The following is a 26,369-nucleotide window of genomic DNA, read 5'->3' as shown; positions in this document are numbered from 1 at the left end:
CCGTTGGCAAATTGAGATATTCTTTAAATGGGTAAAGCAACACTTGAGACTCGTGAAACTACAAAGCACTAAGCCGCAAGGCATTTGGAATCAAATTTTATTTGTCATGACAGCCTACTGTTTAGTTTTGTACATAAAGAAAAGCGAGAATACATCTAAAACTCTTTGGAGAACTTTACGGTTCCTTCGCTTATCTAGAATAAGCTTTCAAAGCTTCACTGCTAGACCAAAATTTATACGCTTTCCTATATGTCAAAAAAAGCTGCCGAGGGCGTCTCGACAGCTTTTTATATTAAAATTTCGTTTGATATGTTTCAACTTCCCAACCTGTTACGGCTGTACGGAAGCTATCCCATTCACTACGTTTTAGTGCAATATACTCTTCAAAAACATGGTCTCCCAATGTCTCTCTACCAATTCTACCCTCTTCTAATTCAGCAAGTGCAGCTTCTAAGCTTGCTGGTAAGTTGTCAATTCCACGCTCTTCACACTCTTTTGCTGACATACTGAAAATATCATCAATCACTTCGACAGGAGGTGTTAACCCACGTGTTACACCATCTAATCCAGCTGATGCTACAACAGCAAATGCTAAGTAAGGGTTAGCCGATGGGTCTGGACAACGAATTTCTACTCGAGTACCTGCCCCACGAGTCGCTGGAATACGAATTAAAGCAGAACGATTGGAGGCAGACCAAGCAATATAACATGGTGCTTCATATCCTGGAACTAGACGTTTATATGAGTTAACTAGCGGATTTGTTACCGCAACAAAGCTTTTTACATTATCAATTAAACCAGCAATGAATTGATACGCTTTTTCCGAAAGTTGACGCTCATCACTTGGGTCAAAAAATGCATTTTCTTGTTTTTCTAAATCGAATAGTGAAACGTTTGTGTGCATTCCACTTCCGTTTTCACCTGCAATTGGTTTTGGCATAAATGATGCGTGTAAGCCAAATTGTTTTGCTACCGTTTTTACAACCCATTTATATGTTGTAGCAAGATCAGCTGCTCCTAGAGCATCTGCATATTTAAAATTGATTTCATGTTGTCCTTTTGCTACTTCATGGTGAGACGCTTCAATTGTGAAGCCCATTTCTTTTAATGTACGATAGATTGCTAGACGTACTTTTTCACCAAAGTCATGAGGAGATGGCTCAAAGTATCCACCAAAATCTTGTGTTTGTAATGTTGGTCGGCCAGTTTCATCGGTTTCAAATAAGAAAAATTCTAACTCAGGACCTACACTAATTCCGTATCCTGCATCTTTTGCTTTTTCCACCGTTTTTTTTAAGACGTTACGCGGGTCTCCTTCAAAGTCAGTTCCGTCTGGGTTTGTAACACTACACAAAAAACGACCTTCTGAGTACCCTTCTTCTACAGACCAAGGGAGCACTGCAAATGTGTTTAAATCTGGTTGCAAGTAAAGGTCTGATTTATTAATTGGCGAAAATCCAGTGATTGATGAACCATCAAACATGATTTTTCCTTCAGCAACAGCGTCAATTTGTTTTGCTGTAACTGTCACATGTTTTAACGTTCCTTCAATATCAACAAATTGCAAATGTAAAAGTTCAACGTTTTTCGCTTCGATCGTCTCTTTAATGCTTTCCAAAGTTTGAGTTCCTAGAGCTGTACTCATGTTATAACACTTCCCTTTTCTTGTGAATTTAATTAACATCCCTTGTTAGTTATTTATTTTAATAGAAATTCAGACTTTTTCAACAACTCTTGTTAGATAATCTAACAAGGTATTTTACCCTACTGCTTTTGCTCTGCGTCATCCCCTTAGTTTGCTTTGTTTTTTTGCCACAGTACAGGTTTCTATATACAAATACAAATGGATGCTTTCATAAAGAAGTGAGGCAGATTTTTTATCCACCTTTAACCAAAGAAATAAGCCCAAAAGGGTACGGAACCCTTTTAGGCTATTATGTTAAATTGTAAACTTCTTGTTATAGAATAAATAAATTCTTGATTTGTTACGAGGATAAGGTATGTAAAAGGATCTCCAATTTCTAGAAACGGATAAGAAAGGACGAGGGCGGCTTCATTACCCATGGTCTTCTTTTGGTCAGTTGATGGCAAAATAATATAGCCTAGTTCATTTTGGACACGAATTTGTTCGATTAGGGACTTTGAACCGAAGTGGGCTTTTGACTTAAATGCATAATGTTGACAAATATCAAGGACTGATAGTGTTTTACTATATACTGTTTTTACATTAACAAATCCATATTCTCCTTCTAGCTGAATTCCTTTCTCCACTTGTTTTTCTTCCCATAATCCAGGGTAAATAAAGGTTACTTTTTCTGTTTGGCTTTCATAAACATCCCAGTGCATCGGAATGCACCAAACTTGACCTTCAAATAATCGATATGGATGCAAGTTTCGGTTAGCTTGTAAAATCGTTTCATATGAAGAATCATATTTCTCCGCGATGCTTGATAAACTTTCACCAGCTCGTAACGTATAGCGAATCGCATTTTCCTGACAATATGGATTATAAAAAGATAGCGGTAAATAGATTAGTTGTCCTACTTGTAAATCTTCAAAAGAAATATACGGATTAACGAGCAGCAGGTCTTGGTACGGAATATGGAAGAACGACGAAATACTAAGTAGTGTATCTCCTTCTCTTACACAATAGACTTGAAGTCTTGAACCATGAACCATAATAGACAACCCCCCTTTTGATTTTATCCTATTCATCAATAGGAGGATTCATGTCTTTATTTCCTTAGAAAAAATCCCATATTTCCTAAATAGGAAATATGGGCATGTATTATTTGCTATACTTTTTCTTTTTGCGTTTTTGGTCGTTTGATGATCTATCTGGTTTTCTTGAATCTGGCTTTCTAGAAGATGAACGACGGTATCCACCTTTTTTATCTCTTGAACCCCCGCCTCTTTCACCATTGAATTTATTTTTCTTCACACGAAGCGGTGCTTCAGCTGTTAATTGTACCGGTTCATTACTTGGTTCTTTCGTCAGTAATTTTAACGCTGCTGAGATAAGACTAACAGAATCATGATCATCGAGTAATTGTTCTGCCATCCGTTTATACGCTTGTGCATCACCTTGTTCTACAGTTTCTAGTAAACGTTCAATCGTCAAGCGTTGTTGACCTTCAATTGCTTCAGCAAATGTTGGAACCGATTTGCGTTGAATTTTTTTCTTCGACACACGCTCGATCGTTTTTAAATGATCCATCTCACGTGGCGATGCAAACGTTAAAGCAAGACCTGTTTTTCCCGCTCGTCCTGTTCGACCAATACGGTGAACATAGCTTTCTGGGTCTTGAGGGATGTCAAAGTTATACACATGTGTGACACCACTAATATCTAATCCACGTGCAGCGACATCTGTTGCGACAAGGACTTCAATCGTCCCTGCTTTAAACTTACGCAAGACACTGTCACGTTTTGCTTGATTTAAATCGCCGTGGATCCCCTCTGCGTCGTAGCCACGCTTTGATAACGCTTCTGCTAATTCATCTACACGTCGTTTTGTCCTTCCGAAAACGATTGCTAATTCTGGCGCATGAATATCTAACATTCTGCACAACACATCGAATTTTTGTTTTTCAGGAACTTCCATATATTCTTGTACAATATTTGGAACTGTCATTTCCTTCGCCTTAACGGCAATTAGTTCAGGGTTTTTCATAAATTTCTGAGCTAATTTTTCAATTGGCTTTGGCATTGTCGCTGAAAATAATAATGTTTGTCTTTCTTCAGGTATTTCATTTAATATCGTTTCAATATCTTCAATGAATCCCATTGTTAACATTTCATCAGCTTCATCTAAAACAGCTATTTTGATGTTGTTCAATCGGATAGTTTTTCTTCTCATATGGTCCATAAAACGGCCAGGTGTACCAACAATAATATGTGGTCGTTTTTGTAGAGCTTTAATTTGTCTGCGTATATCTTGACCACCGTAAATCGGTAGTGTGTGCACACCTTTAACTTGACCTAATTTATTCATTTCTTCTGCAACTTGCACGGCTAACTCCCGCGTTGGCGCTAACACTACTCCTTGAATCGTCGCTTCTTCAATATCGACTTTCTCAATTAATGGAATTCCAAATGCCGCTGTTTTTCCTGTTCCTGTTTGTGCTTGTCCAATTACATCTTTACCCGTTAACGCAACCGGGATCGTTTGTTCTTGTACTGGGGTAGCTTCTTCAAACCCCATATCTGTTACAGCCTTAACAATCTTATGGTTAAGACCAAATTCGTAAAACGTTGTCAACGTAAGCCATCTCCTTTATATATCGCTATCCTCTTTTTAAAATTGCCCTAAAAAAAACACCATTATTCCTACCGAGCGGAATATGGTATAAGCTGTACTGTCTGATTTACACTTATAGTCCGATCTTTTAAAGCAAACTTAATCATACCACTTTAAGGAAAGAAAAGCAATGCAAACCAAAAAGGGGAATGTCATAAAAGGTCGCACTCATTCCTTTATAACATTCCCACCTGGTCTTTTCTTTTAGTAAGCTTTAATACGGATCGGCGTCATGGCCCATTTCTTTTGCCATTTCAACACCCATATCATTATTCGCTTTCATCGAACTCATTTTAGCAAGCCCATCTGCAACACGTTGACCATATTCTTTATCGGCTTGAGTAAAATAGGAAACCATCTTTTCTTTTATTCTTGGATCACAGGGATGTAAAGCTCCTACTAAATTATTGATTAACTCGTCTTTTTCCCAATCTTCAAAGGCACGGTACGTATCACCCGCTTGTCCGAAATCATTTGTTCTTTCGATTTTTTTACGTGTTAAATTGCCTTCTACATGTGGCTCATGTGGTTCACCCGATTTCGTCGCTTCTTTTAATCCATCTAGTGTTGATGGTTCATAATTAACGTGTGGATTTTGGCCCGGTCCTTTATCTACAAAATAGGTCATTTGTCCATCACGCTGATTTGTCGCGACATGCTTTTTCGGCGCATTGATTGGTAACTGTAAATAATTTGAACCGACACGATACCGCTGTGTATCTGAATAAGAAAATGTACGACCTTGTAATAGTTTATCATCAGAAAAATCTAATCCATCAACAAGTACACCTGTTCCAAAAGCCGCTTGTTCTACTTCTGCAAAATAATTTTCAGGATTTTTATTTAACACCATTTTGCCAACTGGTAAGAAAGGAAACTTTTCTGGTGGCCATAATTTTGTTGGATCAAGTGGGTCAAAGTCTAATTCGGGATGGTCATCATCACTCATAATTTGAACACAGAGTTCCCACTCTGGATAATCTCCATTTTCAATCGCTTCATATAGATCTTGGGTAGCGTGATTAAAATTTTTCGCTTGGATTTTTTCAGCTTCTTCTTGTGTCAAATTTTTAATTCCTTGTTTAATTGGTTCCCAATGATACTTTACTAACACACCTTTTCCTTCTTTGTTCACCCATTTATATGTATTAACACCTGAGCCTTGCATTTGCCGATAATTTGCAGGAATTCCCCATGGTGAAAATAAAAATGTAACCATATGTGTGGCTTCTGGTGAATTTGAAATAAAATCAAACATTCTTTCTAAATCTTGAATGTTTGTTACTGGATCAGGCTTAAACGCGTGGACCATATCCGGGAATTTTAAAGGGTCACGGATAAAAAATATTTTCAAGTTGTTTCCGACTAAATCCCAGTTTCCATCTTCTGTATAAAACTTAACAGCAAATCCCCTTGGATCTCGAAGCGTCTCTGGGGAGTGTCCACCATGAACAACAGATGAAAAACGAACAAAAACAGGTGTTCTTTTTCCTTTTTCTTGAAATAATTTCGCTCTTGTATATTTGGAAACATGCTCATCTCCAGCGGTTCCATATGCCTCGAAATAACCATGAGCACCTGCTCCACGGGCATGAACAACACGTTCAGGAATACGCTCACGATCAAAATGTGAAATCTTTTCTAGGAATTGATAATTCTCAAGTGTTGTTGGTCCTCTGTCTCCTACAGTTCTAACATTTTGATTGTCGACAACAGGGTGACCTTGACGTGTAGTTAATGTATCCTGTGTTTCTCCTTCTGTTACTCTTGAATCTGAAGGTCCACCAGCACCATTAACAGATGTGCCTGTGTTTTCATGTTCATTATTATTGTTTTTCAACTCATACCCACCTTTCTATAGTTACAATGGGTATTATTTCCTCGTATTACTTATTATATGCAATTATCTCTATTTTTTAATTCGGTTTTGTTCATTCGAAAAAAAAACGTGGGAGCGTCTTTTCGTTCAAGAATAAGTTTCCAAAGCTTCACTGTTAATAAGCACTCAAACTTGAAAACTGTTCCATGAATAGGACTAGAATCACATACATACCCTCTATTAAGAAAGTTGAAAAATAGCTTGGCATGCTAATCTATGAGTAGGCTCTTGTAATTTTTCTATTTCTTTATCTGTTCGCTTTGATAACACGTCATGTCCAGACACAATCATAACTTCACACTTCCCACATGAGCCTTTTCTACACTTATAATCAATTGGTACTTTTTGATTTAAGGCTTGTTCTAACACACTCACGTTTTGTTCAGATTTAACTTCATACCGACGTCCATGTTGCTCAATCTGAATTATTCTTTCTTTTGCTTCTGCCGGTTCTTTTTTTTGTTCCTTTTTTACATTCGTTTTCTCAACTATAGCGTTTTCAATCTGTATTCTGTTTTGTTTCCCTTCAATTAATGATCCTACTGTAAGTTTTTTTGGCAATGTCTATGCCTCCTTTCTTTTTGAAGCTCAAGCAAATTCCAAATAACAGCACTTTCAAAAAACTATTGACGTTGCTAATGAGAATCATTTACAATGATAATGAGAATTGTTATCAGATGTTTTCTTTATTCGAGGAGGGTACCACATGCAAAAGCAAGTAAATGGGTTAAAAGACATCTATGCGTTACTGTCGAATGAAAGAAAAATTGGTGGTATAATTGAAACACAGTTTATTCGTCTCCGCTCAGGAGAAGAATATAAAAATGCCGTTATTACAAATGTAGATATGTTAGGTTCAACATTTTACTCGCTTGGTTTTGCAACAAGCGATGGCCAACATATGATTATAAATGTTTCTGAAATCAGCGTGATTTCCGCACCTGTTCATAAGAAAATTGTTGATGCGCATAATCTAATATACAAGAAAACAAAAACAGCTGAAAAACTAAAATACTTAAAACGATTATATGAAGTGAATGAAGGCAGCTATACGACGATTTTCTTAGAAGAAGCTAAGTTAATCATTGACGATATCGGATATGAAGCCGCAAAAGAACACGTTGATGTAAGCTTTATTACTCCACCTAAAAAAGTTTATTCCATAGCGTAATATAGAATAGGTGTGTCAAAGAATCACTTTGACACACCTTATTTTTATTCGTTTCCTTCAGGGTCTTCTAACGTACAAATCGCGCTTGGACGTTTGATGCGTAACACGGCTGACTCATACACTCTAAAAACGTGATTCATGTTTTCATCATCAATAAATGCCGTTTCAAAATCTTGGCCGATCGCTAAATCTAAGTTTTGTTTTCCTGCATCCACAATGACACCACGTTTCCCTTTAATCATCGGTGACTGGAAAACACCTGCTGTCATAAGTTCGCGGACATGTTCAATTTCAAGGACGTTTGTTCCTTGATGAACGCGGTGTAGCAAAGCATATAGTTCAGGAGATAAGACGAGAGCATATGGTCCTGTGTGTCCCATTCGCAAAAGTTTATTTCTTGCTTCAACTACATCACTAAATGCATTTCCTGAAGTCATCCAATCTGAGCGAAGGTGTGTCAACTTTCCTTTTACATTTAGTACACCCGGTAAATCAAACTCTTTTGAACCATTAAAAATAAGATCATCTTCTAGTAATGCACATTGCTGTGCCGCATGTGCAGCTGCAGAAAAATCAATTGGATTATCTAATGCTTTAGCATATTGCAAATCACGCCAATACAGCATAAAATCCTTATATAAAAGCGGAACACTTAAATTTACACGTCGTGTTGGTGATGACAATTCCGTTGACTCACCGTGATAGCTAATATTTCCCAATTCTTGATTTTCATAAATATCATTTGTAACCGTTTGAACCCCTTCCCCTAACGGACCATACAGGTCAATAAAACGTCGTCCAACGAGCTGTCGACGCGCACTTTCAATCACTGTTGCATCTAATTCATTCCATTGTTTTTCGTTTAATGGTGCATCTGCATACAATTTCGTTTTCATCGTATTCCTCCTTATTTTAAGCTTCCTACTGTAAATTTCTTTTTATAACCAAGTTCATTTGAGTGTGATGTAGCTTGGCTTTCTGATTGAGTATACATATCAATTTTTAAATGATCTGCTTTTCCCTCTTTTTCATCCGTTGGCGTTGATGCAGCTAAGCTTGTTAAATCATACTTATCATTTAAATCTTGCATGATTCCTTTTATTTCTTGGTAATCTTCCGCTGTCATATCTCTCATTTTTTGAATCGGTTCGCCATGTTCGGTATTTTTAAATTGAAAAAGGGATAAATCAAGATGCTCTAAAAAATTATGTAATCCAAACTTCTCCAAACTTACATCTTGTAGTAATCGGATAAATTCACCTTGGCTGGGGTCTAACTCTTTTGTTTGGACATCTTTTACTTTTGGAAGCAACACATTAATACGATCTAATCTGTGTTCTTCTTCTTCATAAATATGATGCCAGTATAATCTCTCATGGTCATCTTTTGCATTTTCAATGACTGGAGTTATGATATCCATAAATCCTAAAAGCGCGTCTTTCGTTCTTTCAAGTATCCCTTCTAACTTTGGAAAATTTTCACTCACGTTTCTCACTCCATTGTCATAAATTACTATTATTTTACCCTATCTCCTATAAGAATAAAACATTAGCAGGGAATTCTTTCTCACTAGTATTTTTTTTCAGTAAAAAGACTCATTAAACATGATGTTCAACAAGCCATTTTAATCACTATATTTCTAAAAATACATCCTTTGTCCAAACAATGGACTTGGAATGGATATCAAATAATATTTTCTGCGATAGCCCTAATTTACTAGCTAGGCGTTCAACCTCACTCCATTTCGCTTGTTCGATAGAAACGACAATATCTAGTACATCTTTATATTTATTTTGAACCCCAAGCATTGCCGCCTTCATCTCTTGATCTAATGGCAATTGCGCTACAATTTTCTCCATTGGACTATTTAATAAACTTTCAATTAATGAAAACATCCCGATTAAAAAATAACTTGATTGTTCGGCGTGATTTCCTTTCATTTGTGCAATTAATTCACATTCTTTTGCACGGCGAAAACTCATCTTAATCACTTCCGTTGGGACATGTTGTTTATTCGATTCACGAACCGCAAGGAAGAAAAGCCATTTTTTCACTTCTTCTAATCCTAATAAAACAATCGCTTGTTTAATCGATTTTATATTTGACTTTGTTCGAAAAGCAGGAGAATTAATTAGTTTTAATAGCTTATAAGATAAAGAAAGGTCATGTTCAATCGATTTAGCTACTTTATCAACATCCGGTTCTTGTTTGGACAACTCGTGTAAAACATTCATTACGACTGGATTGTAAAAAGGAACATCTTGTCCCGTTATTATAACGGGTTTACTAAAAAAGTACCCTTGAAAATAATCATACCCATCTTCAAGACATTGTTCATACTCTTCTCTTGTTTCCACTTTTTCAGCAAGCAAAACGACATTATATTTTTGTAAGAAGTGTAATATTTGTAACTGCTTTGCCCTTGACGTATTTCGAATATCAACTTTCACAATATCAATAATTTGAAGAATTTCATGGAGAAAATGATTTCCTTCTAATAGGATAAAATCATCGAGCGCAATTTTATATCCGATTTTTTTAAAATTTTTACAGATTTCAACAATTTCTTTTGTCAGAACAACGGTTTCTAATATCTCAATTACGACTTTTTCTGGGTTTGTAAAAGTTGGAATTTCATTTTTTAATAAATTTTCTGTAAAGTTAATAAAGCAAAGTTTTCCTTCTGTTAATTCTTCGTATCCAATATGAAAAAAACCATTAATAATCACTTCAGATGTAGCTTGGTCTCCATCAATAAGAGCCAAGTTTTGTTCGCTATTGCTACGGTACAATAATTCATAACCAAACACATCTTGTTTTTTATTTAAAATGGGTTGCCTTGCTACATACACATCCATAACAATTACTCCTAATTCTTGTGATTTTTTGAACTTTTTATGAAGGTCTTTGTTGGTTGCCCTATTTAAGACCTATACCGTCCTCTATATATTTCCTATATTATAGTATTTTTTGTACAAATTTGAAAGTTAGAACGCGAATAAAGTCTTATTTTGTCGGAGTTGAATTAGGAATATAGATAGACGCAAAAGGAAAGTAACCATATGGGTCGTTTTTCGAATGTACTACTTTACTATTAGTAATCGTGTTGTCACATGAACAAATTAGCAAAATGAGCTTTTTGTACCATATAAAATCTAGTATGCTAGTTCTAAATAGCATTATTTTGGCACTTTCGTGGAATATTTTTCAATAATATAATTTGTTACTATTATTATAGTTGAAACTACTACTTTTAGGAGGGGAAATAATGGAACAAGAAACTGAGAAACAATCATCCTCATCACTTACACCTGTACACACAGAAACACCACCATCTGAAAAGAAAAAATCTGTGTTTGGCTTAGAAGAAAACATAGCAAGCTTTTTATGTTACCTTGCTGCATTTGTATCAGGACTAATTATATTTCTTCTTGAAAAAGAAAACAAAACGGTTCGCTTCCATGCGTTGCAATCGATTATTGCTTTTGGCGGTCTTACCGTTCTAAACATTGTTGTTAGTCAGATTCCTTTTGGATGGATACTTGGTAGTCTCATTAACCTTATTTACTTTGTTTTATGGGTCGTTCTCATGTACAAAGCTTACAATGGGGAACAATATAAGCTTCCTTTTGTTGGGGATATTGCAGAAAAGCAAGTGAACAAATAAAAAGAAGAGAACGGACTACCGTTCTCTTCTTTTTATACCTCTTATTCTCTTTGTTTAAACCTACTTTAGCAATCTTATAAAAGGAGTCGGTTTCCCTAATAAATACCCTTGCACTTCATCACAACCCATTTGTTTTAACAAGTGGAATTGGCTTTCTTCTTCAATTCCTTCAGCAACCACTTTTAGTTCAAGTGCATGCGCCATGTCAATGACAGCTTTTACAATTGCAAATTGCTTTTGATCAACCGTAATATCATGAATAAAAGAGCGGTCGAGTTTTAAGACATCTAGTGGAAATCGTTTTAAATAACTTAATGAAGAATACCCTGTTCCAAAATCGTCAATTGCAATTCGTACTCCAAGTGCTTTTATTTGTTCTAACGAAAACGTCGTCCTTTTCATATTCGTGATCGCCATATTTTCCGTAATTTCTAATTCTAAATAACAAGGATGCAGCTTTACTTTTTCTAGTATTGTAAGGATTTCATCTGCGATTTTTTTTTGCTGAAATTGTTTCACTGATAAATTAACAGCTACCTTGATATCAGATTGACCGTGCTGATGGAGCTCTTTTACATTTTGACATGCGGTTTCCATTACCCATTTTCCGATCTCAACAATTGCGCCTGTTTCTTCTGCTATCGGAATAAAATCAAGTGGAGATATCATTCCGAGTTCAGGATGATTCCAACGTAGTAGCGCTTCAATACCCGTCATCTTTTTTTCCATATTGAATTGAGGTTGATAATGTAACACTAACTCTCTATTTGATAACGCTTTTGGTAAGTCATTTGTTAGTTGAACCTTTTTTGATATATGTTCATTTAACTTTTGATTAAAAAAACTATAATGATTTTGACCACTCTTTTTCGCTTCTTGTAAAGCCATATCTGCATGCTTTAATAATGTTTCAGCGTCAAGACCGTCCTGCGGATACAAGCTTACTCCCATTGTCGGCGTTATTGAAACGTCACGGCCTTCAACTTGAAAGGGTTTTGAAAAAAGCTCAAGAATCGCTTCTAAAAACGACTCTACTTTTGTCTTGTCGTTTTCACCAGAAAGAAGTAAAACGAAATCGTCTCCTCCTAATCTTGCACTTACGATATCACCTTCTAATTCTGTCACCATACGCTCGGACACCTTTTGTAAAAGAATGTCTCCCATTTTATGTCCAAGTGTATCATTGACATATTGAAAATTATCAAGGTCAATAAAAATCATGGCCCATTTGCAAATTTTCCCTTTAATATAATCATCAAAGTACTTTGTCGTAAAGTTCAAATTATACGAACTTGTCAATGAATCGTGAATAGTCACATATTCTAAATCAATTAAATAGCCAAGAAACATGGCCATATTTTGTATGGTATTAATTTCATCAGAAGTAAAACTTGATTTTTCTTTCCGCAATACACAAAGTGTTCCAAACATTTTTCCATCATGTAATAAAATGGGCACTCCTAAATAAGACCTAATTTCTAAATCTTCTGTCACTTGCAGGTTACATGTGACGTTATGATGTTTGGAATCCTCAATTATGAGCGGCTCACGGCCACCATGATATATAATACTTCAATACGCATCCTCTAGTGGCATTCGCTTTCCTTCTGTTAAGTTAATTCCCGTTCGGTTTAACATTTTCACAATTGAAAAGTTGGTTTCATCGACATGAGAAATAAAAAACGTACCATCTTTAATTAACGTACCCACTGTAGCTAACAGCTTTTCAGAAGCTTCCTCAAACATTTTATAGTAGCTAATCTCTGTGTATGAAATATACATATGAAGCCTGTTTCCTTTCTTTTGTTACTAACTGTCATCATAAAAGTTTATCTGCAAAACTATTATAGTTCTAGTATACTATGAAAATTACCCATATCATAGTTATAATAGTACTTCTATAGTGATATTTAGTTACCAAATGAAACAAAAAACTCGGCTGTTATTCAAACAATTTAGGAGTTCGGACATCGGTTCCGTTATATGATAGAAAACTAAGCCTTTTCATGTTGTATCGGACATCTATTCCGCTACTTGATGTAAATCTTGACAAAATGCTTCGATTTCTCTTAAGTAACGGAACTCATGTCCAATAGCACATCGGGTAAACAAGATTTTTTTACAAAATAGTGGCTCAGATGTCCGTTAGAAATAGCTAGTGCAAAAAACCCGTTGACCATCACAAGCTTATGGTTAACGGGCAAAACATCATTAGTATTTACTTTATAATCAACTCTCCATCATACGAAGTGATAATTTTATATAAGTCAGGACGACGGTCTCTGAAAATGCCCCATTCGATTCGTTGGTTTTCTAACTCATCTAAATCAAACTCCGTAACTAATACAGTTTCATCTGTTCGATTGGCTTCTTCGATTTTATTTCCTTGTGGTCCAGCAATAAAGGAAGAGCCATAAAACGTAATTTTTGACTCGTCATCTTCTTCCACACCAATTCGATTAGAAGCAATTACAGGAACTAAGTTTGCTGCGGCATGTCCTAACATGCACATTTGCCAATGGTCTTTAGAATCAATGGATTGATCTTGCGGTTCCGATCCTATCGCTGTTGGAAAAAAGAGAAGCTCTGCTCCCATTAACGTCATACACCTTGCTGATTCAGGATACCATTGGTCCCAACATATCCCTACACCAATTTTCCCATACCTCGTTTTCCACACTTGAAATCCAGTATCTCCTGGATTAAAGTAAAATTTCTCTTCATAACCAGGACCATCAGGAATATGACTTTTCCGGTATTTCCCGAGGATTTCACCATCAGCGTCAATGACAGCAAGAGAATTATATCTTGCGTTATTTTTCTTTTCATAAAAGCTAATCGGTAATACCACTTTTAATTCTTTTGCAATAGCTTTAAAATGGGTCACTGCCCTATTGCTTTCCAATTCTGTAGCATAATCATAATAGGTTGATTTTTCTTTTTGACAAAAATAAGGTGTTTCAAAAAGCTCTTGTAATAAAATAATTTGAGCTCCTTGACATGCGGCTTCACGAACAAGTTTTTCTGCTTTTTCAATATTTTCTTGGATATCACATGAACAACTCATTTGAGTTGTTGCTACTTTAACTAGACGCACTTCATTCACCCCTTTATTCATTTCCGGCAATCATTTGTTGGGTTGTACAGTGTACATTACCACCTTCTTTAATGACGGCCATTCCATCAATTGTGCGAATTTCCTTGTCTGGAAATGTTTGTTTTAGCACCGCTATCGCCTCTTCATCTGTGACTGCTGCTTCTCCTCCAAATACAGGTAGGATAATGCCACCATTTACAAAGTAAAAATTTAAGTAGCTTAATGTTAATCGGCTTCCATCATGATGTTGCTGAGGAGGCTGCTTTATCTCAATAATGTCAATTTTTCTTCCTTTTGCATCTGTTGCATTCTTTAATATTTCCAGATTTTCTTGTGTAATCTGATAATTTTCATCTTCAGGGTCATTACATACTTGAATCAATATTTTTCCTGGAGTAGCAAAGCATGCTACGTTATCGACATGGCCATCTGTTTCATCACCACTTAACCCTTGTTTTAACCAAATGACTTTATCAATATGAAGATAGTCTTTCAACAATTGTTCAATCTCTTCTTTTGACTTATCTGAATTCCGATTTGGATTTAACAAGCATTCTTCTGTTGTCAATAATGTCCCTTCACCATCGACATGAAAAGAACCCCCTTCCATTACGATTGGCGCATCAAATTGTTTAATATTAAAATGCTGTAATATAGCTGGTGCAACTTTATTATCTAAATCCCATGGAGAATATTTTTCTCCCCATGCATTAAAAATCCAGTTTATTCCTGCCCTTTCACCTTTATCATTTACAATAAACGTTGGTCCATTGTCACGGAGCCAGGCATCATTATGTTCAATATGAACAATGTCTACCGCTTCAACATCTGAGAACAACTGTTTAACATTTTCGATATCTTCTTCATTTACAAGGACAGTGACAGGTTCAAAGTCAGCCATTGCCCGTATAAGCTGCTCATAGCCTTTTGTTACAGTTTGATAATCATCAGGGAAACACATTGACTGTTGAACAGGCCATGATATTAACGTTCGTTCATGACTTGTCCATTCCGCAGGCATATAATAATGTAATTGTTTTGGAACATTCATTTCATCCAACTCACTTCATCAAATAAATTTATCGTTACTACCGATTTCTGATCCATCATATCTTACTTTTTTATGTAGCTCAATATCCTTTTAGTCTACTTCATCTACATTTTTTTATCACAAGCGACTGCGGTTTCTATTTGGAAACAAACTTGTTCTTGTCCAGCAAAAATCTCCATGGATACATTTTTGCTTCCCCGCTATTCGGAATCCCAATTCTGACCCCTTCTTTTATTCCTTCAACCTTTTTTCCTTCTGTAATATAAAGAGGTCGTTCAAAAAAGGCTCCCCCGTAATCAGACATATCGATACCTAATGCTTTTGTAAGCTTTCCTGGGCCATTTGTTCTTTCTTTTTCTTTCTTTATATTTGGTCTTCTTTTACCGATTAGGTGTATGCCTTCGTATGGTTCCACCGCTCGAATTAAAATGGCTTCTGGTTGATTTATTTTACCACTTACAACATTCACTAAACAATGGGTGTGCATCACATACGTATAAACATAACCTGGTGGTCCAAACATGACTTCCGTTCTTTTTGTCCGACGGTTCCCAAAGCTATGTGCAGCTTGATCATGAGGGCCGATATAAGCTTCTGTTTCCACAATCCAGCCAGAAGCTAACCCATCTGTCGTTTCTTTAACTAATCGTTTTCCAAGAAGCGACTTTGCTAACTGTAATGTTGGTTGTTCATAATAGGACTGTGGTAATATGTCCAATCGAAAATCCCTCCTACTCGCCCCATTTAATTTCCATTAATGTTGATACATCTTGAAAGCCTAATTTTTCATAGAGCCGTTTTGCCGGATTTCCTGAAAATACGTTTAACTGGACTTTTGAAATCCCACACTGCTTAAAATAAGCGAGTGCATATTCCATTAACAATGTCCCGCAACCTGATTTTCGGTATTGAGGAAAAACATATAGCTCTATTATCATACCCGTTATTTCTTCAGTAAACGCTGCTTTTGTTTTCGCCAAAACAATCCAACCTACGATTATGTTTTGATTTATACAAATATAACAAGGGTAATCCCAGTTTGTATGGTTTGAAATCGAGCCATCACCGTATCCATTCGTCGCTTCCACCTGTACAACGCTTTCATACTGTTGAATGAGTTCCCGCTCTTGTTCTGTTGCTAGCCTAACGATCATAGAAACCACTCCTTGAAAAGATTCACCTTCCCACTATATTCAAGCAGTGCTAAAATGGTTATAAGAAAAGTAAATATTTAGAAATATCAGAGGTGGATGATGACGAAAAAACGACGGGTCACTTTACTTATTGCCGTTCTTTTTATCACTTTATTTTCTTTTTCTTTTTTTTATAAAAAAGCAATTCTCCTTGATTATGTCGGTCTACATTTTGAAAATCCTTTTCAAACTCGACTTAATGTAGAAAGCACATATTCACTAGTTGACGAAAATCAAAATGGGGTTCCAGACCCCATAGACATTGTGCAAGCAGCAAGAAAAGAAGTTGAGCAACGAACAAAATACAAAAGTGCTTATTATGCTGGCGGTTACCCACCAGAAAATGAAGGAGTATGTACGGATGTCATTTGGCGCGGCTTACTAGGAGCTGACATTAACTTAAAGGAACTAATGGACGAAGATATATCAAATGAAGTTGATCAATATCCACGCGTACAAGGGCAACCTGACCCAAATATTGATTTTCGTCGAGTCCCTAACCAGTTTGTTTTTTTCACTCGCCACACTGAGTCATTAACAACAGAATTAATTCCAAATGATGTTGAAAATTTAAAACAGTGGCAACCAGGAGATATTGTCGTGTTCTTAGAAGGATATCACCATGTTGGAATTATATCCGATAAACGGGCAAAGGATGGCACACCTTATATGATCCATAACAATCCTCCATTTGCAGCTGAAGTAAAACTTACTTCTTTTAGCACGCCAATTGCTGGTCACTTTCGGTTCTCTTATGAAAAAGGCAACCCAACTAATTAAACCTTAGTGGGTTGCTTCTTCTATACATATTGTTGGTTCATAAACAATGCGATTTCTTCCCAGCTGTTTGGCGTCATACAGCAATTTATCAACACACTCGACAATATCACGACTTCCTTCGGTTTTGATTTGGTTACAACCAAAACTCATCGTTACTGAAAATTCACCTTCATCTGTATGAAAGATTGTTTTTTCGATCTTTTTTTTGATTGCTCTTAAATAAAAATCTGTGAGTTCGATATCATCTATATATAATAATATGGCAAACTCTTCTCCTCCATAGCGATAACCTTTACCGATATCTTCTGGTACTATATCAGATATGATATGGCCAATCGTTCGTAACACCTTATCACCCATAACATGGCCAAATGCATCATTCACTTTTTTAAAATGGTCAATATCAGCTAAAACAAGAAAGCTGTTCTTTCGGTTCATTTGGGCTGTTTTTAAATCTTCTTGGAATGAGCGGTGGTTGAATAAACCTGTTAAATAATCTTGTTTAGCCATACTTTCATATTCCGACTTTTCTTCATAATGAATTCGTTCCCTAGAAACAATAATCCCTCCGAGAAACCCGATTAAAAACAAATATATCAGCTTTGTGTAAAAGGAGATTTGACTTGATAATTCAGTCGGAAAACCGTGTAAAAGAACAACCACTGTAAAACCGATGATTAGAAGTCCAGCACAAATCATAGCTCCTTTATATCGCCAATAAACACATACATGTAAAATTATTAAATAACTAATTGGAAATAATGGACTCTCATGACCTCCCGTTAAAGCCACTAAACATAAGAACGCGATATAATCGAAAAACGGGCCACCTTTGGTCATTATTTTGTATATTGAGGAGTTTTCAGGTTTTCGATAAAGGCAATAATCAGATAATCCCATGTATATTACGCCAAAAGTGACTAAAGCTACAAATAAGACAATCAAGTATGTTTCTGTATTATCATTCATTTGTGTCGAAAAAACGATGGCAGACATTAGTAAAAAAAACCAGCGCAATGAAGAAAATAACACCTCTAGCGCATGATTTGACCGTAATGCCTTTACAAGCAATTTTTTCATTGCAACCACTTCCTTCTCTTTTTCCTTATGTTTCTTCAGTGTTAAACATAAGAAATTGACCAAGTCCCATCGTTTAAACAGTATATGTTAACTAACATCTAAAAAAAAACGACCACTAGTAGTGTCGCCTAATGTTAGGAAACCCGGCTATCATAGTTGTTGCGCAACCTTAGATCCGTAGCTTTGCGTCCTCTTTTTTCAAAAAGTTTGCCTTTTTCTACTATTTTTAGTTCGTATTTACTATAAATATAGCATATTTTTCATATTAAAACACGCTAATTTTTAACAGCACATCCTTTTTTCTAGAACCCAATAATTTCACATATTCACCCTCTTTAAAAATCTATCAAATACAAGTAAAATGATAGTCTAGTAGATAATAAGTGGAGGCGAAAAAATGGTTAAATGGATAGTCGCCGTGATGATTCCGATTTTATTAATCTTAGGTTATCTATATACAGAAACTTCCGTTAATACAATAGGAGAGGCAAATATGGTTGAAGAAAAGGCGAAGGATTCAGAGCCTGAGAAAAAAGAAAAACCCGACCAACTTCAAGACAAAACAAACGAAGAAATGGAAGAAGTTGAGAAAAGGGAAGAGGAATTATTAGCTTCTGCTGTTGAGCTTCCAGAATCGATGCTATTTGAAGCATTAGCATTATCAAATTCTGGTGTATCCGTTTATGAAAAAAAAGATAAAACATCAGATGTCATTGGCACACTTGATTTTGGAGACCATGTATTTGTTATTGAGCAAACAGAAGGTTGGTTTAAGATATCAGCAAATGATTTAGAGGGCTGGGTATCTAATACTGAGATGCAAGAAATCCCTTATGACTCAAGTAAAAAACTAGAAGTTAAAAACCCAGATGACATACTCGTCCTTATAAACAAGCAATACCGACTTCCTCGAGATTATACACCAAGCAACCTCGTCATTCCTGATGTTGCATTTGTTTATGAAGATAAAGCAGAAAGAAATCATTTACGAGAAGAAGCAGCCGAAGCATTAGAAGAGCTTTTTAAAGATAGTTACAACAATGGAATTAAGCTTAAAGCACTTTCAGGCTATCGAAGCTTTGCTACCCAAAAGCATATTTTTCCGAACTATGTTTTACGAGAAGGATTCCAATGGGCTAATCAGTTTAGTGCCTTTCCAGGAGAAAGTGAGCATCAAACCGGATTAGCGATGGATGTCACAAGTGAAAGTGTCGGTTACCAACTCACTCAAGATTTCGGGAAGACAGAAGAAGGAAAATGGGTTGCAGAAAATGCACATAAATATGGATTCATTATTCGCTACCCAGAAGGCCTAGAGGATATAACAGGATACACGTATGAACCTTGGCATCTTCGCTTTGTTGGCAAAGAGCATGCCGCTAACATATTCGAATTGGACATTACACTTGAAGAATATATTGAAGAGCATCTGAATTAAGAAAAAAGCATCCTTTCGGTTTAAATAACCGTTAGGATGCTTTTTTTAAAAGATAAGAAAGCATAAAAATTTTGATTTAGCAGTGAAGTTGTGAAAGCTTATTTTAGAATGTATTATCATCATTATAAGTCGGATCTAAAATGATAATGACGGCACGACGATTACGTTGTAAGTTTTCTGGTGTTGTGTTCGGAACAACAGGTCTTGTTTCTCCATAGCCAGTGGCAACAAATCGTTTTGGCTCTAAATCATAATTATCTAATAAGTAACGGATTACACTACTAGCTCTTGCTCCCGATAATTCCCAGTTTGATGGGTAACGAAAGGTTGAAATCGGTACTGAATCTGTATGACCTTCAACTTTAATCATATTTGGAATTGCCACTAACAATGTCCCGACTTTATTTAAAAATGCTTGTCCTTCTGGTAAAATATCAGCTTCTGCTGGATTAAATAATGTTCTTTCTTCTAAGACAAGAACAACTCCACGATCATCCCGAGTAGCTGAAATCACTTCTGTCAGCTCATTTGTTTCAAGAAACTCTTGGACCTCTTGCAATAGCTCATCCATCGTTTGGTCATGTTCAGTTTCACCAAACTCTCCTTCAGCAAATGGCTCACGACGTTCTTCCCCACGATCCTCTTTTGGTGATTCAAAGTCAATTGCGGATGGTAAAAAGTCTAACACTTGACGTTGTTGAAAGGATTCTGCAATGGCTCTGAACTTCTCTGCATCGACAACCGACATCGAAAAAAGCAAAATAAAAAAGACAAGGATGAGTGTCATTAAGTCCGAAAAGGTGACCATCCATTTTGGAGCCCCTTTATCCTCTTGTCGTTGTTTACGCTTCATTGTCATCCTCCTCTCCGTCCCATTACGCATCTATCTCATCATAAAAAGATTGTTTTCTTTTGTTTATATCGTCTTTTTCTACTCATTGTTTAATACTATTTATACCGGTAATATTTCCTTGAAGTAAGAAAAACGCTGGAGCGTCTTTTCTTTCAAGCGAAGTGCGGAGCCCTGCCTGCTTTTGACAGTGAACCATAAGTGATCTTCATGAATAAGCTTTCAAAGCTTCGCTACTAGACCAAAAAATTTTTCTTATCTTTTAAAAGAGGTTGTCCATTGGTTTCAACCAAAGGACAACCTTTCATTACTTTTCCTTTATTCCAATTGAAAGCTTATACCACTGCTTTTCTTCTCCTCGGTAGTCATCCATTATTTCAACATCCATCGCAACATAATGTTCTTTTACATAACATGCCTCAGCTTGAGTTAGTCTTAACTCCCTAACCATCACTCCACCAGAAAACGAGTCATGAATGAACTCCTTTAGATTCACTATTTCAATTGAATTCATGTCATACCTCCTATGCTGACTTCACTTTGAAATTGGCTTTATTTTCGATTGTTTTCCTGAAAAGCGAATCGAACGGTTTACAAGAATATCCATCGCATCCACACAATCCTTCATAATCTCCTCGCTTAACTCAATACAAGAAAATTCCGTACAAGCTAAAATGACACAATGACATCCTTCATTTTGATGAAGATGATGAATAATGGCCTCTGTTTCAGTAGAATCTACATTTAACTTACTTTTTACATTCGTGTAAATAATACTCATGACATTATTTTGCATCGCTTCATCTGGAACAACTAACTCCATCCCATATTTTTCACATGCTTTTTTATATGTGCCGCTTCGTATCGTACCGTTTGTTGCTAAAATCCCTACTTTACTTCCTTTTCCATATTTCCTTTGGATTTCTCGAATTGTTTCCTCAACCATATTGATAATTGGGATTGTTGTTTTTGTTTGAAGCTCGTCAATAAAATAATGGGCCGTATTACATGGTATTGCAATATGAGACACTTCGGCCTTTTCTAGTAAATGAATGTCTTTCATTAAGAGCTCAACAAACTGAGTGGATTGGTTTTCTAATATGACATTCGTTCGGTCTGGTAATGAAGCATGATTTAGGATTACCATATCAATATGGTCTTGGTCATTGTTGGCAACTGTATTATCTACGATTTTTTCAAAGAAAACTGATGTTGCCTTAGGTCCCATCCCACCTATCACACCTAAGCTTTTTTGTTTCATTATATAACCTACTTTATCTCAAATTAAGGATTATTCATCTTCGACTAGGATCATAGCATGGCTACCTAATGCATCATAGCTAGTAAAGTAATTTTCTGCGCTATACACCATTTGACCTTTTAATGGGTCCATGACATGTACCTTATCTTCCCCAATAAAGCCATTTAAGACTGTTGCATGTAAATTAACTGGTGCTTCAAAAAATTCTTCTGTTTCATGAAAATACCAAGAATACGTCACTCTTGGAGCATCTAACTCTAATGTCATCCATGTGACGACAGGAATGCCCTGTTTCAAATATTCAATAAGCTCTTCTCTTGTACTCCCACTTACATCAATCGCTTTATGATTGCTATCCACAGTACTCATAAAGTCTTCTGCAGCTTGCAAAATCGGTGGTGCATAAACGAAAAAACCTGATCTGTCTCTCGGTTCACCCGCATAGGCTTCATACGGATTGGCACCATATAACTTATTATTTTGCCTAGCAAATGGTTGTTTCGGTAAAAAGTCGTCAGCCATCGTTGTTTTTGAAACATCATAACCATAATAGTTTAAAACGGCTGTTAAAGAAACAATTTCACAACCATTTGGCAATTCAGGGTTTTGCATGAGGGTAGCTACCGGAATATACGATTCTGTAATTTGAATCTTTCCGTCCGTATACTGAATATCCTTTACATAATCTAAAAGCTCATTCTCAATTTTGAGCTCGTAATCTTCTTCTAATTCAATAACAACTTCATCTTCTTGTAATTGATAAGGATGAGCAACAGAGCGCTGGATCACTTGATACGTTTTCCCAAACGGAATCGGTTTCGACGTTCCTATCCCATTATCATCTGTGACGATCACAGCCACTTCTTCATCTGTACTTTTGTTCACTACCACATACTCTGCAGCTCGAACTGGTTCCTGCATCACATCGACATTTTCAATTGTGATTGTTCCTTGTTTTGTTTTCTTGATTAATTGACTAGCAGCCTCGAACACACTATGATCTCTCATATAATCTCTACTATTTTTTAGGACTTCTTGATTGAACATACCAACTGTGAAAACAAGTAGAAGTAGCAACATTAACACGGTGACTATTTTTTTCATCTCGTACATCCCTCCTATTTAGATATAAAGTACCCTCATAAAAGGGAAAACCAGCATTAATCCTTACTTTATAACTCTTTAAAAAATTTTTTATACCATACTAAAAATACATACACAGTCCAAATATATCTGGCATAATTATGTTTTTCTTCGAAATGCTCATTTAAATAACGCATGAGTTCCTCAACATTAAAAAACTCATGTGCTTCTTCTGATTGAAACACTTCTTTTACTAGATTATAATACTTTTCTTCCCTGATCCAGTAACGAAACGGCACTGGAAACCCTACTTTTTCCCGATTCGCCCACTCTTCTGGTAACACTTCATTGGAAGCTTCCCTTAGTGCAAACTTTGTATTTGTTTCATTCACTCGTAAAGGAGCTGGGATATGGGACGCCATTTCCATGACTTGTTTATCTAAAAACGGAACACGAAGTTCAATCGAATGAGCCATACTCATTTTATCGGCTTTAAGCAATATATCTCCTGGTAACCATAGTTTCATATCAATATACTGCATTTTTGTTAAGTCATCTTTATCTTTCACATTGTCATAATATTCTTTCGTGATACTTTCAATGGATGGCGCATTTCGATAATCTTCTTTTAATACGGTTAGCGCATCTTGTTCCTCGAACACTTTCGCTTGTCCAATAAATTGCTCTTCTACTTTAAGACCGCCTTTTACGAGAAAAGATGTAATACGGTTTTCAGGAAGCTTTTTGCTTATTGAAGAAAGTGAACGTCGAATGCCAAATGGAATCTTTTTATACTTCTCCATCTTTGGTGAATTTTGATACCATACATACCCACCGAATATTTCATCGGCGCCTTCGCCTGATAATACAACCGTTACATGCTTTCTAGCAAGCTCTGATAAGAAATATAATGGAACAGATGATAGATTCGATTGAGGTTCATCCATATGATATTGAATCGTCGGTACTTTTTCAAAAAATTCATCTGCATCAACCATTTTTTTATTATTTTCAATTTTTAATATATCAGACAGTCGCTCTGCTAAATTTGTTTCATTAAAAATCCCTTCATGGTCTTTAAATCCGACAGAAAAAGTTTTATTTGGCATGAGCAATGCGGTAATATAACTAGAATCTACACCACCAGATAAAAATGAACCAACTTTCACATCACTAATTTTATGGTATTCCACCGACTCTTTTAACGTTGCTTTAATTTCTTTAATATAATGGTCTAAACTATTTTCTTTTTCATCAAAAGAAATATCCCAGTACGGTTTAATTTCCATACTTCCTTTTTTATAAATCATATAATGGCCAGGTTTTAGCTTAAAAACACCTTTAAAAAACGTTTCATCTAAAACCGAGTATTGAAACGTTAAATATGGTTTGAGCGCCTTTTTGTTTAATTCCTTTTTAAAGGCAGGTTGATGGAGAAAAGATTTAATTTCTGAACCAAAAAGAAGAGAGCCATCTGTCGTATTTTGTGAATAGTATAATGGCTTAATCCCTACAAAATCTCGCGCCATAAATAATGTTTCTTCCTTTGTATCCCAAATAGCAAAGGCAAACATTCCACGGACTTTTTGCAGTAAGTCTACACCATATTCTTCATAACCATGGATGATGACTTCACTATCACTATGACTTTGAAAAGAATGACCTTTTTCAATTAAATCTTCCCGCAATTCTTGATAATTATAAATTTCACCGTTAAAAACAAGGACATACCGCCTATCTTCATTAAACATCGGCTGACTTGCCTCTTCTGATAAATCAATGATCATTAATCTTCTAAAACCAAATGTCACATCCTGATCTGAATAAACCCCACCACTATCAGGGCCTCTATGAATGATGGCATTCATCATTTTCTCGATCGTTTCTGTTTTGTTATCAACTGAACTATGAGCAAACCCTACAAACCCACACATGTGCTATCACCTTTCATTATGAATCAATCATCATTTATTGTTAACGCTTTTTGTTATGTTGTAAAAGAGAGAGAAGTGGATTGCGGATCTTCAGGATTTTGTTTATTAATTTGGTGCAACATAATTTCCGCACCATGATCCATACCTTGACATCCAGCTAACAGAACTAAATCTCCTTGCCCTGCTTTTGTAAGGGCATAAGCCGTAGCATCTGGTAGCTCTTCAAGTAAAGTTACTTTGATGTTTGCCTGAAACATAACATCCATAAACACATTAACTTCCTCATCTGTCACTTTATCTTTATCCGTTACATGAGACACACTTTTAGTAGCAATGATTTCTTCTAAGTTTAATTTTTTTGCCCATTCGACAATCGCTTCTGCATTCTCTTTGTTCACTGTAGGTCCTCGTTCTCCACGAATGGCATATACGAGATGCAATTGATCAAAATCCATATATTTTAACGTTTGTAATGTCACATTGATATTTCCTGGATTGGCGAAATGGTCATCAATAATTTTAAAATCTTTTTCGTACACAAACTCAAAGCGTCTTTCTACTCCACCAAATGCCTTCATTGTTTCTTGAATCGTTTGGATGGATACTCCAGATAGAAGAGCAACGGTAATCGCCACCATTGAATTATAAACAGAATGTAGCCCAGGTACCGAAAGTTCAACGGTAAACTCACCAGGAGAAAACTCTTGATGATCATAAGAAAAAGGTTTCTTAATCTCATAAGTAAATTTTGCTCGTCCTGTCGTTAAATCTAAATTTTTACAATGAATATGGCCTGTTGACTGTTCAAGACCAAATGTAATAACAGATGCCTTTGTTTTATCGGCTAGCGACGCTGAATATGGACAATCTAAATTCAAAATAGCTACACTTTTTTCATTAGCTTCTGTAATTAAACTTGATTTTGCTTCAAAGTATTTTTCAAATGTTCCATGGGAATCAATGTGTTCGCGGCTAATGTTATTGAAGGCGACTATATCATAGTCCACTTTTTCAACACGATAGGTTTCTAATGCAGCAGAAGATACTTCCATACTTACATGGCTAACAGCTTTGTCATGCATTTGTTTTAAATAAAACTGTAAATCAAGAGATTCAGGTGTTGTTAATTCTGAAGGAATTGATGTATCGTCAATCTTTATCGAAACCGTACCAATTAACCCTGTTTTATAACCATGGTTTTCTAACATGGCATTTGTCATATACGTCGTTGTTGTTTTCCCATTTGTTGCGGTTATACCGATCATTTTCATTTTTCCAGATGGATTTCCATAAAACGCAGCGCCTAATTGAGCTAACGCAATCCTACTATTTTTTACTAAAAATTGTGGAATTTCCACATCATCTTGAAATTCTTCCACAATGGCAGCCACCGCACCATTGCTTACTGCATTCGGTAAAAATTTATGTCCATCTGTTTTATATCCTCGTATACATACAAAAAGCTGACCTTTTTCCACTTTTTTTGAGTGATAGGAGATTCCTGTAATGTCAATGTCTTGTTCTTGTTTTGCCTCTTGTACGGCTGTTGCATGTAACAATTGTTGTAATGAAACCATCAGATACG

General features: G+C 36.0%; 26 protein-coding genes and 1 riboswitch. Of the genes, 5 read left to right on the top strand and 21 right to left on the bottom strand.

Features of this window, described 5'->3' with window-relative positions; translation table 11 throughout:
• Positions 1–10: 10 nt before the first annotated feature.
• On the top strand, positions 11–370 hold the full coding sequence (locus tag T323_RS29575) for a hypothetical protein (RefSeq protein WP_281175741.1): 360 nt from the start codon (positions 11–13) through the stop codon (positions 368–370).
• On the opposite strand, the gene glnA is transcribed toward T323_RS29575, so the two are convergent.
• The 5 genes from glnA to T323_RS28030 form a co-directional block, all read right to left on the bottom strand.
• Positions 293–1,645 carry a type I glutamate--ammonia ligase gene (gene glnA / locus T323_RS0113805; RefSeq protein WP_026673820.1) on the bottom strand — a complete coding sequence of 451 codons (1,353 nt, stop codon included), beginning with the start codon at positions 1,643–1,645 and terminating at the stop codon, positions 293–295. The two genes, T323_RS29575 and glnA, sit on opposite strands and share 78 nt — an antisense overlap.
• 281 nt (positions 1,646–1,926) lie before the next feature.
• The gene (locus T323_RS0113800; protein ID WP_026673819.1) at positions 1,927–2,679 is read right to left on the bottom strand and encodes a LysM peptidoglycan-binding domain-containing protein; all 753 of its coding nucleotides are present in this window, start codon (positions 2,677–2,679) and stop codon (positions 1,927–1,929) included.
• A gap of 109 nt (positions 2,680–2,788) precedes the next feature.
• Positions 2,789–4,261, bottom strand: a complete 1,473-nt coding sequence (gene cshA / locus T323_RS26755; protein WP_051556535.1) for a degradosome RNA helicase CshA — start codon at positions 4,259–4,261, stop codon at positions 2,789–2,791.
• 253 nt (positions 4,262–4,514) lie between these two features.
• Entirely contained in the window at positions 4,515–6,140 is a 1,626-nt protein-coding gene (locus T323_RS0113790; protein ID WP_026673818.1) for a catalase, read from the bottom strand.
• A gap of 219 nt (positions 6,141–6,359) precedes the next feature.
• Positions 6,360–6,740 (bottom strand): 2Fe-2S iron-sulfur cluster-binding protein, encoded by a 381-nt coding sequence (locus tag T323_RS28030; protein ID WP_051556534.1) that lies wholly within the window; start codon positions 6,738–6,740, stop codon positions 6,360–6,362.
• Positions 6,741–6,885: 145 nt separating this feature from the next.
• Between T323_RS28030 and T323_RS0113780 the strand changes: the two genes are divergently transcribed.
• Positions 6,886–7,350 carry a hypothetical protein gene (locus tag T323_RS0113780; RefSeq protein WP_026673817.1) on the top strand — a complete coding sequence of 155 codons (465 nt, stop codon included), beginning with the start codon at positions 6,886–6,888 and terminating at the stop codon, positions 7,348–7,350.
• A 44-nt stretch (positions 7,351–7,394) separates the two neighbouring features.
• Here T323_RS0113780 and T323_RS0113775 read toward each other — a convergent pair whose 3' ends face one another.
• From T323_RS0113775 to T323_RS0113765, 3 genes are all read right to left on the bottom strand, one after another.
• Entirely contained in the window at positions 7,395–8,246 is an 852-nt protein-coding gene (locus tag T323_RS0113775) for a family 1 encapsulin nanocompartment shell protein (RefSeq protein WP_026673816.1), read from the bottom strand.
• 11 nt (positions 8,247–8,257) lie between these two features.
• A complete protein-coding gene (locus tag T323_RS0113770) occupies positions 8,258–8,836 on the bottom strand; it encodes an IMEF encapsulin system ferritin-like cargo protein (protein WP_035178714.1) in 579 nt (192 codons plus the stop codon).
• A 145-nt stretch (positions 8,837–8,981) separates the two neighbouring features.
• Positions 8,982–10,208 carry an EAL and HDOD domain-containing protein gene (locus T323_RS0113765; RefSeq protein WP_026673814.1) on the bottom strand — a complete coding sequence of 409 codons (1,227 nt, stop codon included), beginning with the start codon at positions 10,206–10,208 and terminating at the stop codon, positions 8,982–8,984.
• Between the two features lie 410 nt (positions 10,209–10,618).
• Between T323_RS0113765 and T323_RS0113760 the strand changes: the two genes are divergently transcribed.
• Positions 10,619–11,017 (top strand): DUF4870 domain-containing protein, encoded by a 399-nt coding sequence (locus tag T323_RS0113760; RefSeq protein ID WP_169737904.1) that lies wholly within the window; start codon positions 10,619–10,621, stop codon positions 11,015–11,017.
• A 60-nt stretch (positions 11,018–11,077) separates the two neighbouring features.
• On the opposite strand, the gene T323_RS26745 is transcribed toward T323_RS0113760, so the two are convergent.
• The 6 genes from T323_RS26745 to T323_RS0113730 form a co-directional block, all read right to left on the bottom strand.
• Complete coding sequence (locus tag T323_RS26745) at positions 11,078–12,556, bottom strand: sensor domain-containing phosphodiesterase (RefSeq protein WP_281175740.1); 1,479 nt, start codon at positions 12,554–12,556, stop codon at positions 11,078–11,080.
• A 33-nt stretch (positions 12,557–12,589) separates the two neighbouring features.
• A complete protein-coding gene (locus tag T323_RS0113750) occupies positions 12,590–12,799 on the bottom strand; it encodes a hypothetical protein (RefSeq protein ID WP_026673812.1) in 210 nt (69 codons plus the stop codon).
• Positions 12,800–13,235: 436 nt separating this feature from the next.
• Positions 13,236–14,114: an N-carbamoylputrescine amidase gene (gene aguB, locus T323_RS0113745; RefSeq protein ID WP_026673811.1), complete on the bottom strand. Its 879-nt coding sequence runs from the start codon at positions 14,112–14,114 to the stop codon at positions 13,236–13,238.
• A 13-nt stretch (positions 14,115–14,127) separates the two neighbouring features.
• Positions 14,128–15,165, bottom strand: a complete 1,038-nt coding sequence (locus T323_RS0113740) for an agmatine deiminase family protein (protein WP_026673810.1) — start codon at positions 15,163–15,165, stop codon at positions 14,128–14,130.
• A 136-nt stretch (positions 15,166–15,301) separates the two neighbouring features.
• Positions 15,302–15,883, bottom strand: a complete 582-nt coding sequence (locus tag T323_RS0113735; RefSeq protein WP_026673809.1) for a DNA-3-methyladenine glycosylase — start codon at positions 15,881–15,883, stop codon at positions 15,302–15,304.
• A gap of 13 nt (positions 15,884–15,896) precedes the next feature.
• A complete protein-coding gene (locus T323_RS0113730; protein WP_026673808.1) occupies positions 15,897–16,319 on the bottom strand; it encodes a GNAT family N-acetyltransferase in 423 nt (140 codons plus the stop codon).
• A 99-nt stretch (positions 16,320–16,418) separates the two neighbouring features.
• On the opposite strand from T323_RS0113730, the gene T323_RS0113725 reads away from it, so the two are divergent.
• Positions 16,419–17,138 (top strand): DUF1287 domain-containing protein, encoded by a 720-nt coding sequence (locus tag T323_RS0113725; RefSeq protein ID WP_084309282.1) that lies wholly within the window; start codon positions 16,419–16,421, stop codon positions 17,136–17,138.
• 3 nt (positions 17,139–17,141) lie between these two features.
• On the opposite strand, the gene T323_RS26740 is transcribed toward T323_RS0113725, so the two are convergent.
• The gene (locus T323_RS26740) at positions 17,142–18,218 is read right to left on the bottom strand and encodes a GGDEF domain-containing protein (RefSeq protein ID WP_051556532.1); all 1,077 of its coding nucleotides are present in this window, start codon (positions 18,216–18,218) and stop codon (positions 17,142–17,144) included.
• Positions 18,219–18,352: 134 nt separating this feature from the next.
• A riboswitch (cyclic di-GMP riboswitch) is annotated at positions 18,353–18,440 on the bottom strand.
• 175 nt (positions 18,441–18,615) lie between these two features.
• On the opposite strand from T323_RS26740, the gene T323_RS28025 reads away from it, so the two are divergent.
• Positions 18,616–19,656, top strand: coding sequence for a D-alanyl-D-alanine carboxypeptidase family protein (locus T323_RS28025; RefSeq protein WP_051556531.1), 1,041 nt, complete (start codon positions 18,616–18,618; stop codon positions 19,654–19,656).
• Between the two features lie 103 nt (positions 19,657–19,759).
• Here T323_RS28025 and motS read toward each other — a convergent pair whose 3' ends face one another.
• The 6 genes from motS to T323_RS0113685 all read right to left on the bottom strand — a co-directional run bounded on the left by motS (position 19,760) and on the right by T323_RS0113685 (position 26,361).
• Positions 19,760–20,509 carry a flagellar motor protein MotS gene (gene motS / locus T323_RS0113710; protein WP_035178711.1) on the bottom strand — a complete coding sequence of 250 codons (750 nt, stop codon included), beginning with the start codon at positions 20,507–20,509 and terminating at the stop codon, positions 19,760–19,762.
• Positions 20,510–20,813: 304 nt separating this feature from the next.
• Positions 20,814–21,020: a hypothetical protein gene (locus tag T323_RS0113705; RefSeq protein ID WP_026673805.1), complete on the bottom strand. Its 207-nt coding sequence runs from the start codon at positions 21,018–21,020 to the stop codon at positions 20,814–20,816.
• A 21-nt stretch (positions 21,021–21,041) separates the two neighbouring features.
• Positions 21,042–21,767, bottom strand: coding sequence for a cysteate racemase (gene cuyB / locus T323_RS0113700; protein ID WP_026673804.1), 726 nt, complete (start codon positions 21,765–21,767; stop codon positions 21,042–21,044).
• Between the two features lie 30 nt (positions 21,768–21,797).
• Positions 21,798–22,871, bottom strand: coding sequence for a C39 family peptidase (locus T323_RS28020; RefSeq protein ID WP_051556530.1), 1,074 nt, complete (start codon positions 22,869–22,871; stop codon positions 21,798–21,800).
• 68 nt (positions 22,872–22,939) lie between these two features.
• Positions 22,940–24,784, bottom strand: coding sequence for an asparagine synthase (glutamine-hydrolyzing) (gene asnB, locus T323_RS0113690; RefSeq protein WP_026673803.1), 1,845 nt, complete (start codon positions 24,782–24,784; stop codon positions 22,940–22,942).
• 53 nt (positions 24,785–24,837) lie between these two features.
• Positions 24,838–26,361 carry a Mur ligase family protein gene (locus T323_RS0113685; RefSeq protein WP_026673802.1) on the bottom strand — a complete coding sequence of 508 codons (1,524 nt, stop codon included), beginning with the start codon at positions 26,359–26,361 and terminating at the stop codon, positions 24,838–24,840.
• Positions 26,362–26,369: the final 8 nt, after the last annotated feature.

This window comes from Alkalihalobacillus bogoriensis ATCC BAA-922 (assembly GCF_000621445.1).
GTDB lineage: Bacteria > Bacillota > Bacilli > Bacillales > Bacillaceae_F > Bacillus_AO > Bacillus_AO bogoriense.
The sequence above is the reverse complement of the archived record's forward strand: the minus strand, read 5'-3'. Positions and strand labels throughout refer to the sequence as shown.

What these genes read in the sequence shown, in the direction of transcription:
- motS (WP_035178711.1), bottom strand. Translation starts at nt 20,509, where the DNA reads ATGAAGCGTAAACAACGACAAGAGGATAAAGGGGCTCCAAAATGGATG.
- T323_RS0113730 (WP_026673808.1), bottom strand. Translation starts at nt 16,319, where the DNA reads ATGATCGTTAGGCTAGCAACAGAACAAGAGCGGGAACTCATTCAACAG.
- T323_RS0113800 (WP_026673819.1), bottom strand. Translation starts at nt 2,679, where the DNA reads ATGGTTCATGGTTCAAGACTTCAAGTCTATTGTGTAAGAGAAGGAGAT.
- T323_RS0113765 (WP_026673814.1), bottom strand. Translation starts at nt 10,208, where the DNA reads ATGGATGTGTATGTAGCAAGGCAACCCATTTTAAATAAAAAACAAGAT.
- cuyB (WP_026673804.1), bottom strand. Translation starts at nt 21,767, where the DNA reads ATGAAACAAAAAAGCTTAGGTGTGATAGGTGGGATGGGACCTAAGGCA.
- T323_RS0113705 (WP_026673805.1), bottom strand. Translation starts at nt 21,020, where the DNA reads ATGAATTCAATTGAAATAGTGAATCTAAAGGAGTTCATTCATGACTCG.
- T323_RS0113685 (WP_026673802.1), bottom strand. Translation starts at nt 26,361, where the DNA reads ATGGTTTCATTACAACAATTGTTACATGCAACAGCCGTACAAGAGGCA.
- asnB (WP_026673803.1), bottom strand. Translation starts at nt 24,784, where the DNA reads ATGTGTGGGTTTGTAGGGTTTGCTCATAGTTCAGTTGATAACAAAACA.
- T323_RS0113750 (WP_026673812.1), bottom strand. Translation starts at nt 12,799, where the DNA reads ATGTATATTTCATACACAGAGATTAGCTACTATAAAATGTTTGAGGAA.
- T323_RS0113725 (WP_084309282.1), top strand. Translation starts at nt 16,419, where the DNA reads ATGACGAAAAAACGACGGGTCACTTTACTTATTGCCGTTCTTTTTATC.
- T323_RS0113780 (WP_026673817.1), top strand. Translation starts at nt 6,886, where the DNA reads ATGCAAAAGCAAGTAAATGGGTTAAAAGACATCTATGCGTTACTGTCG.
- T323_RS0113760 (WP_169737904.1), top strand. Translation starts at nt 10,619, where the DNA reads ATGGAACAAGAAACTGAGAAACAATCATCCTCATCACTTACACCTGTA.
- T323_RS28020 (WP_051556530.1), bottom strand. Translation starts at nt 22,871, where the DNA reads ATGAAAAAAATAGTCACCGTGTTAATGTTGCTACTTCTACTTGTTTTC.
- glnA (WP_026673820.1), bottom strand. Translation starts at nt 1,645, where the DNA reads ATGAGTACAGCTCTAGGAACTCAAACTTTGGAAAGCATTAAAGAGACG.
- T323_RS0113775 (WP_026673816.1), bottom strand. Translation starts at nt 8,246, where the DNA reads ATGAAAACGAAATTGTATGCAGATGCACCATTAAACGAAAAACAATGG.
- T323_RS0113740 (WP_026673810.1), bottom strand. Translation starts at nt 15,165, where the DNA reads ATGAATGTTCCAAAACAATTACATTATTATATGCCTGCGGAATGGACA.
- T323_RS28025 (WP_051556531.1), top strand. Translation starts at nt 18,616, where the DNA reads ATGGTTAAATGGATAGTCGCCGTGATGATTCCGATTTTATTAATCTTA.
- T323_RS26740 (WP_051556532.1), bottom strand. Translation starts at nt 18,218, where the DNA reads ATGAAAAAATTGCTTGTAAAGGCATTACGGTCAAATCATGCGCTAGAG.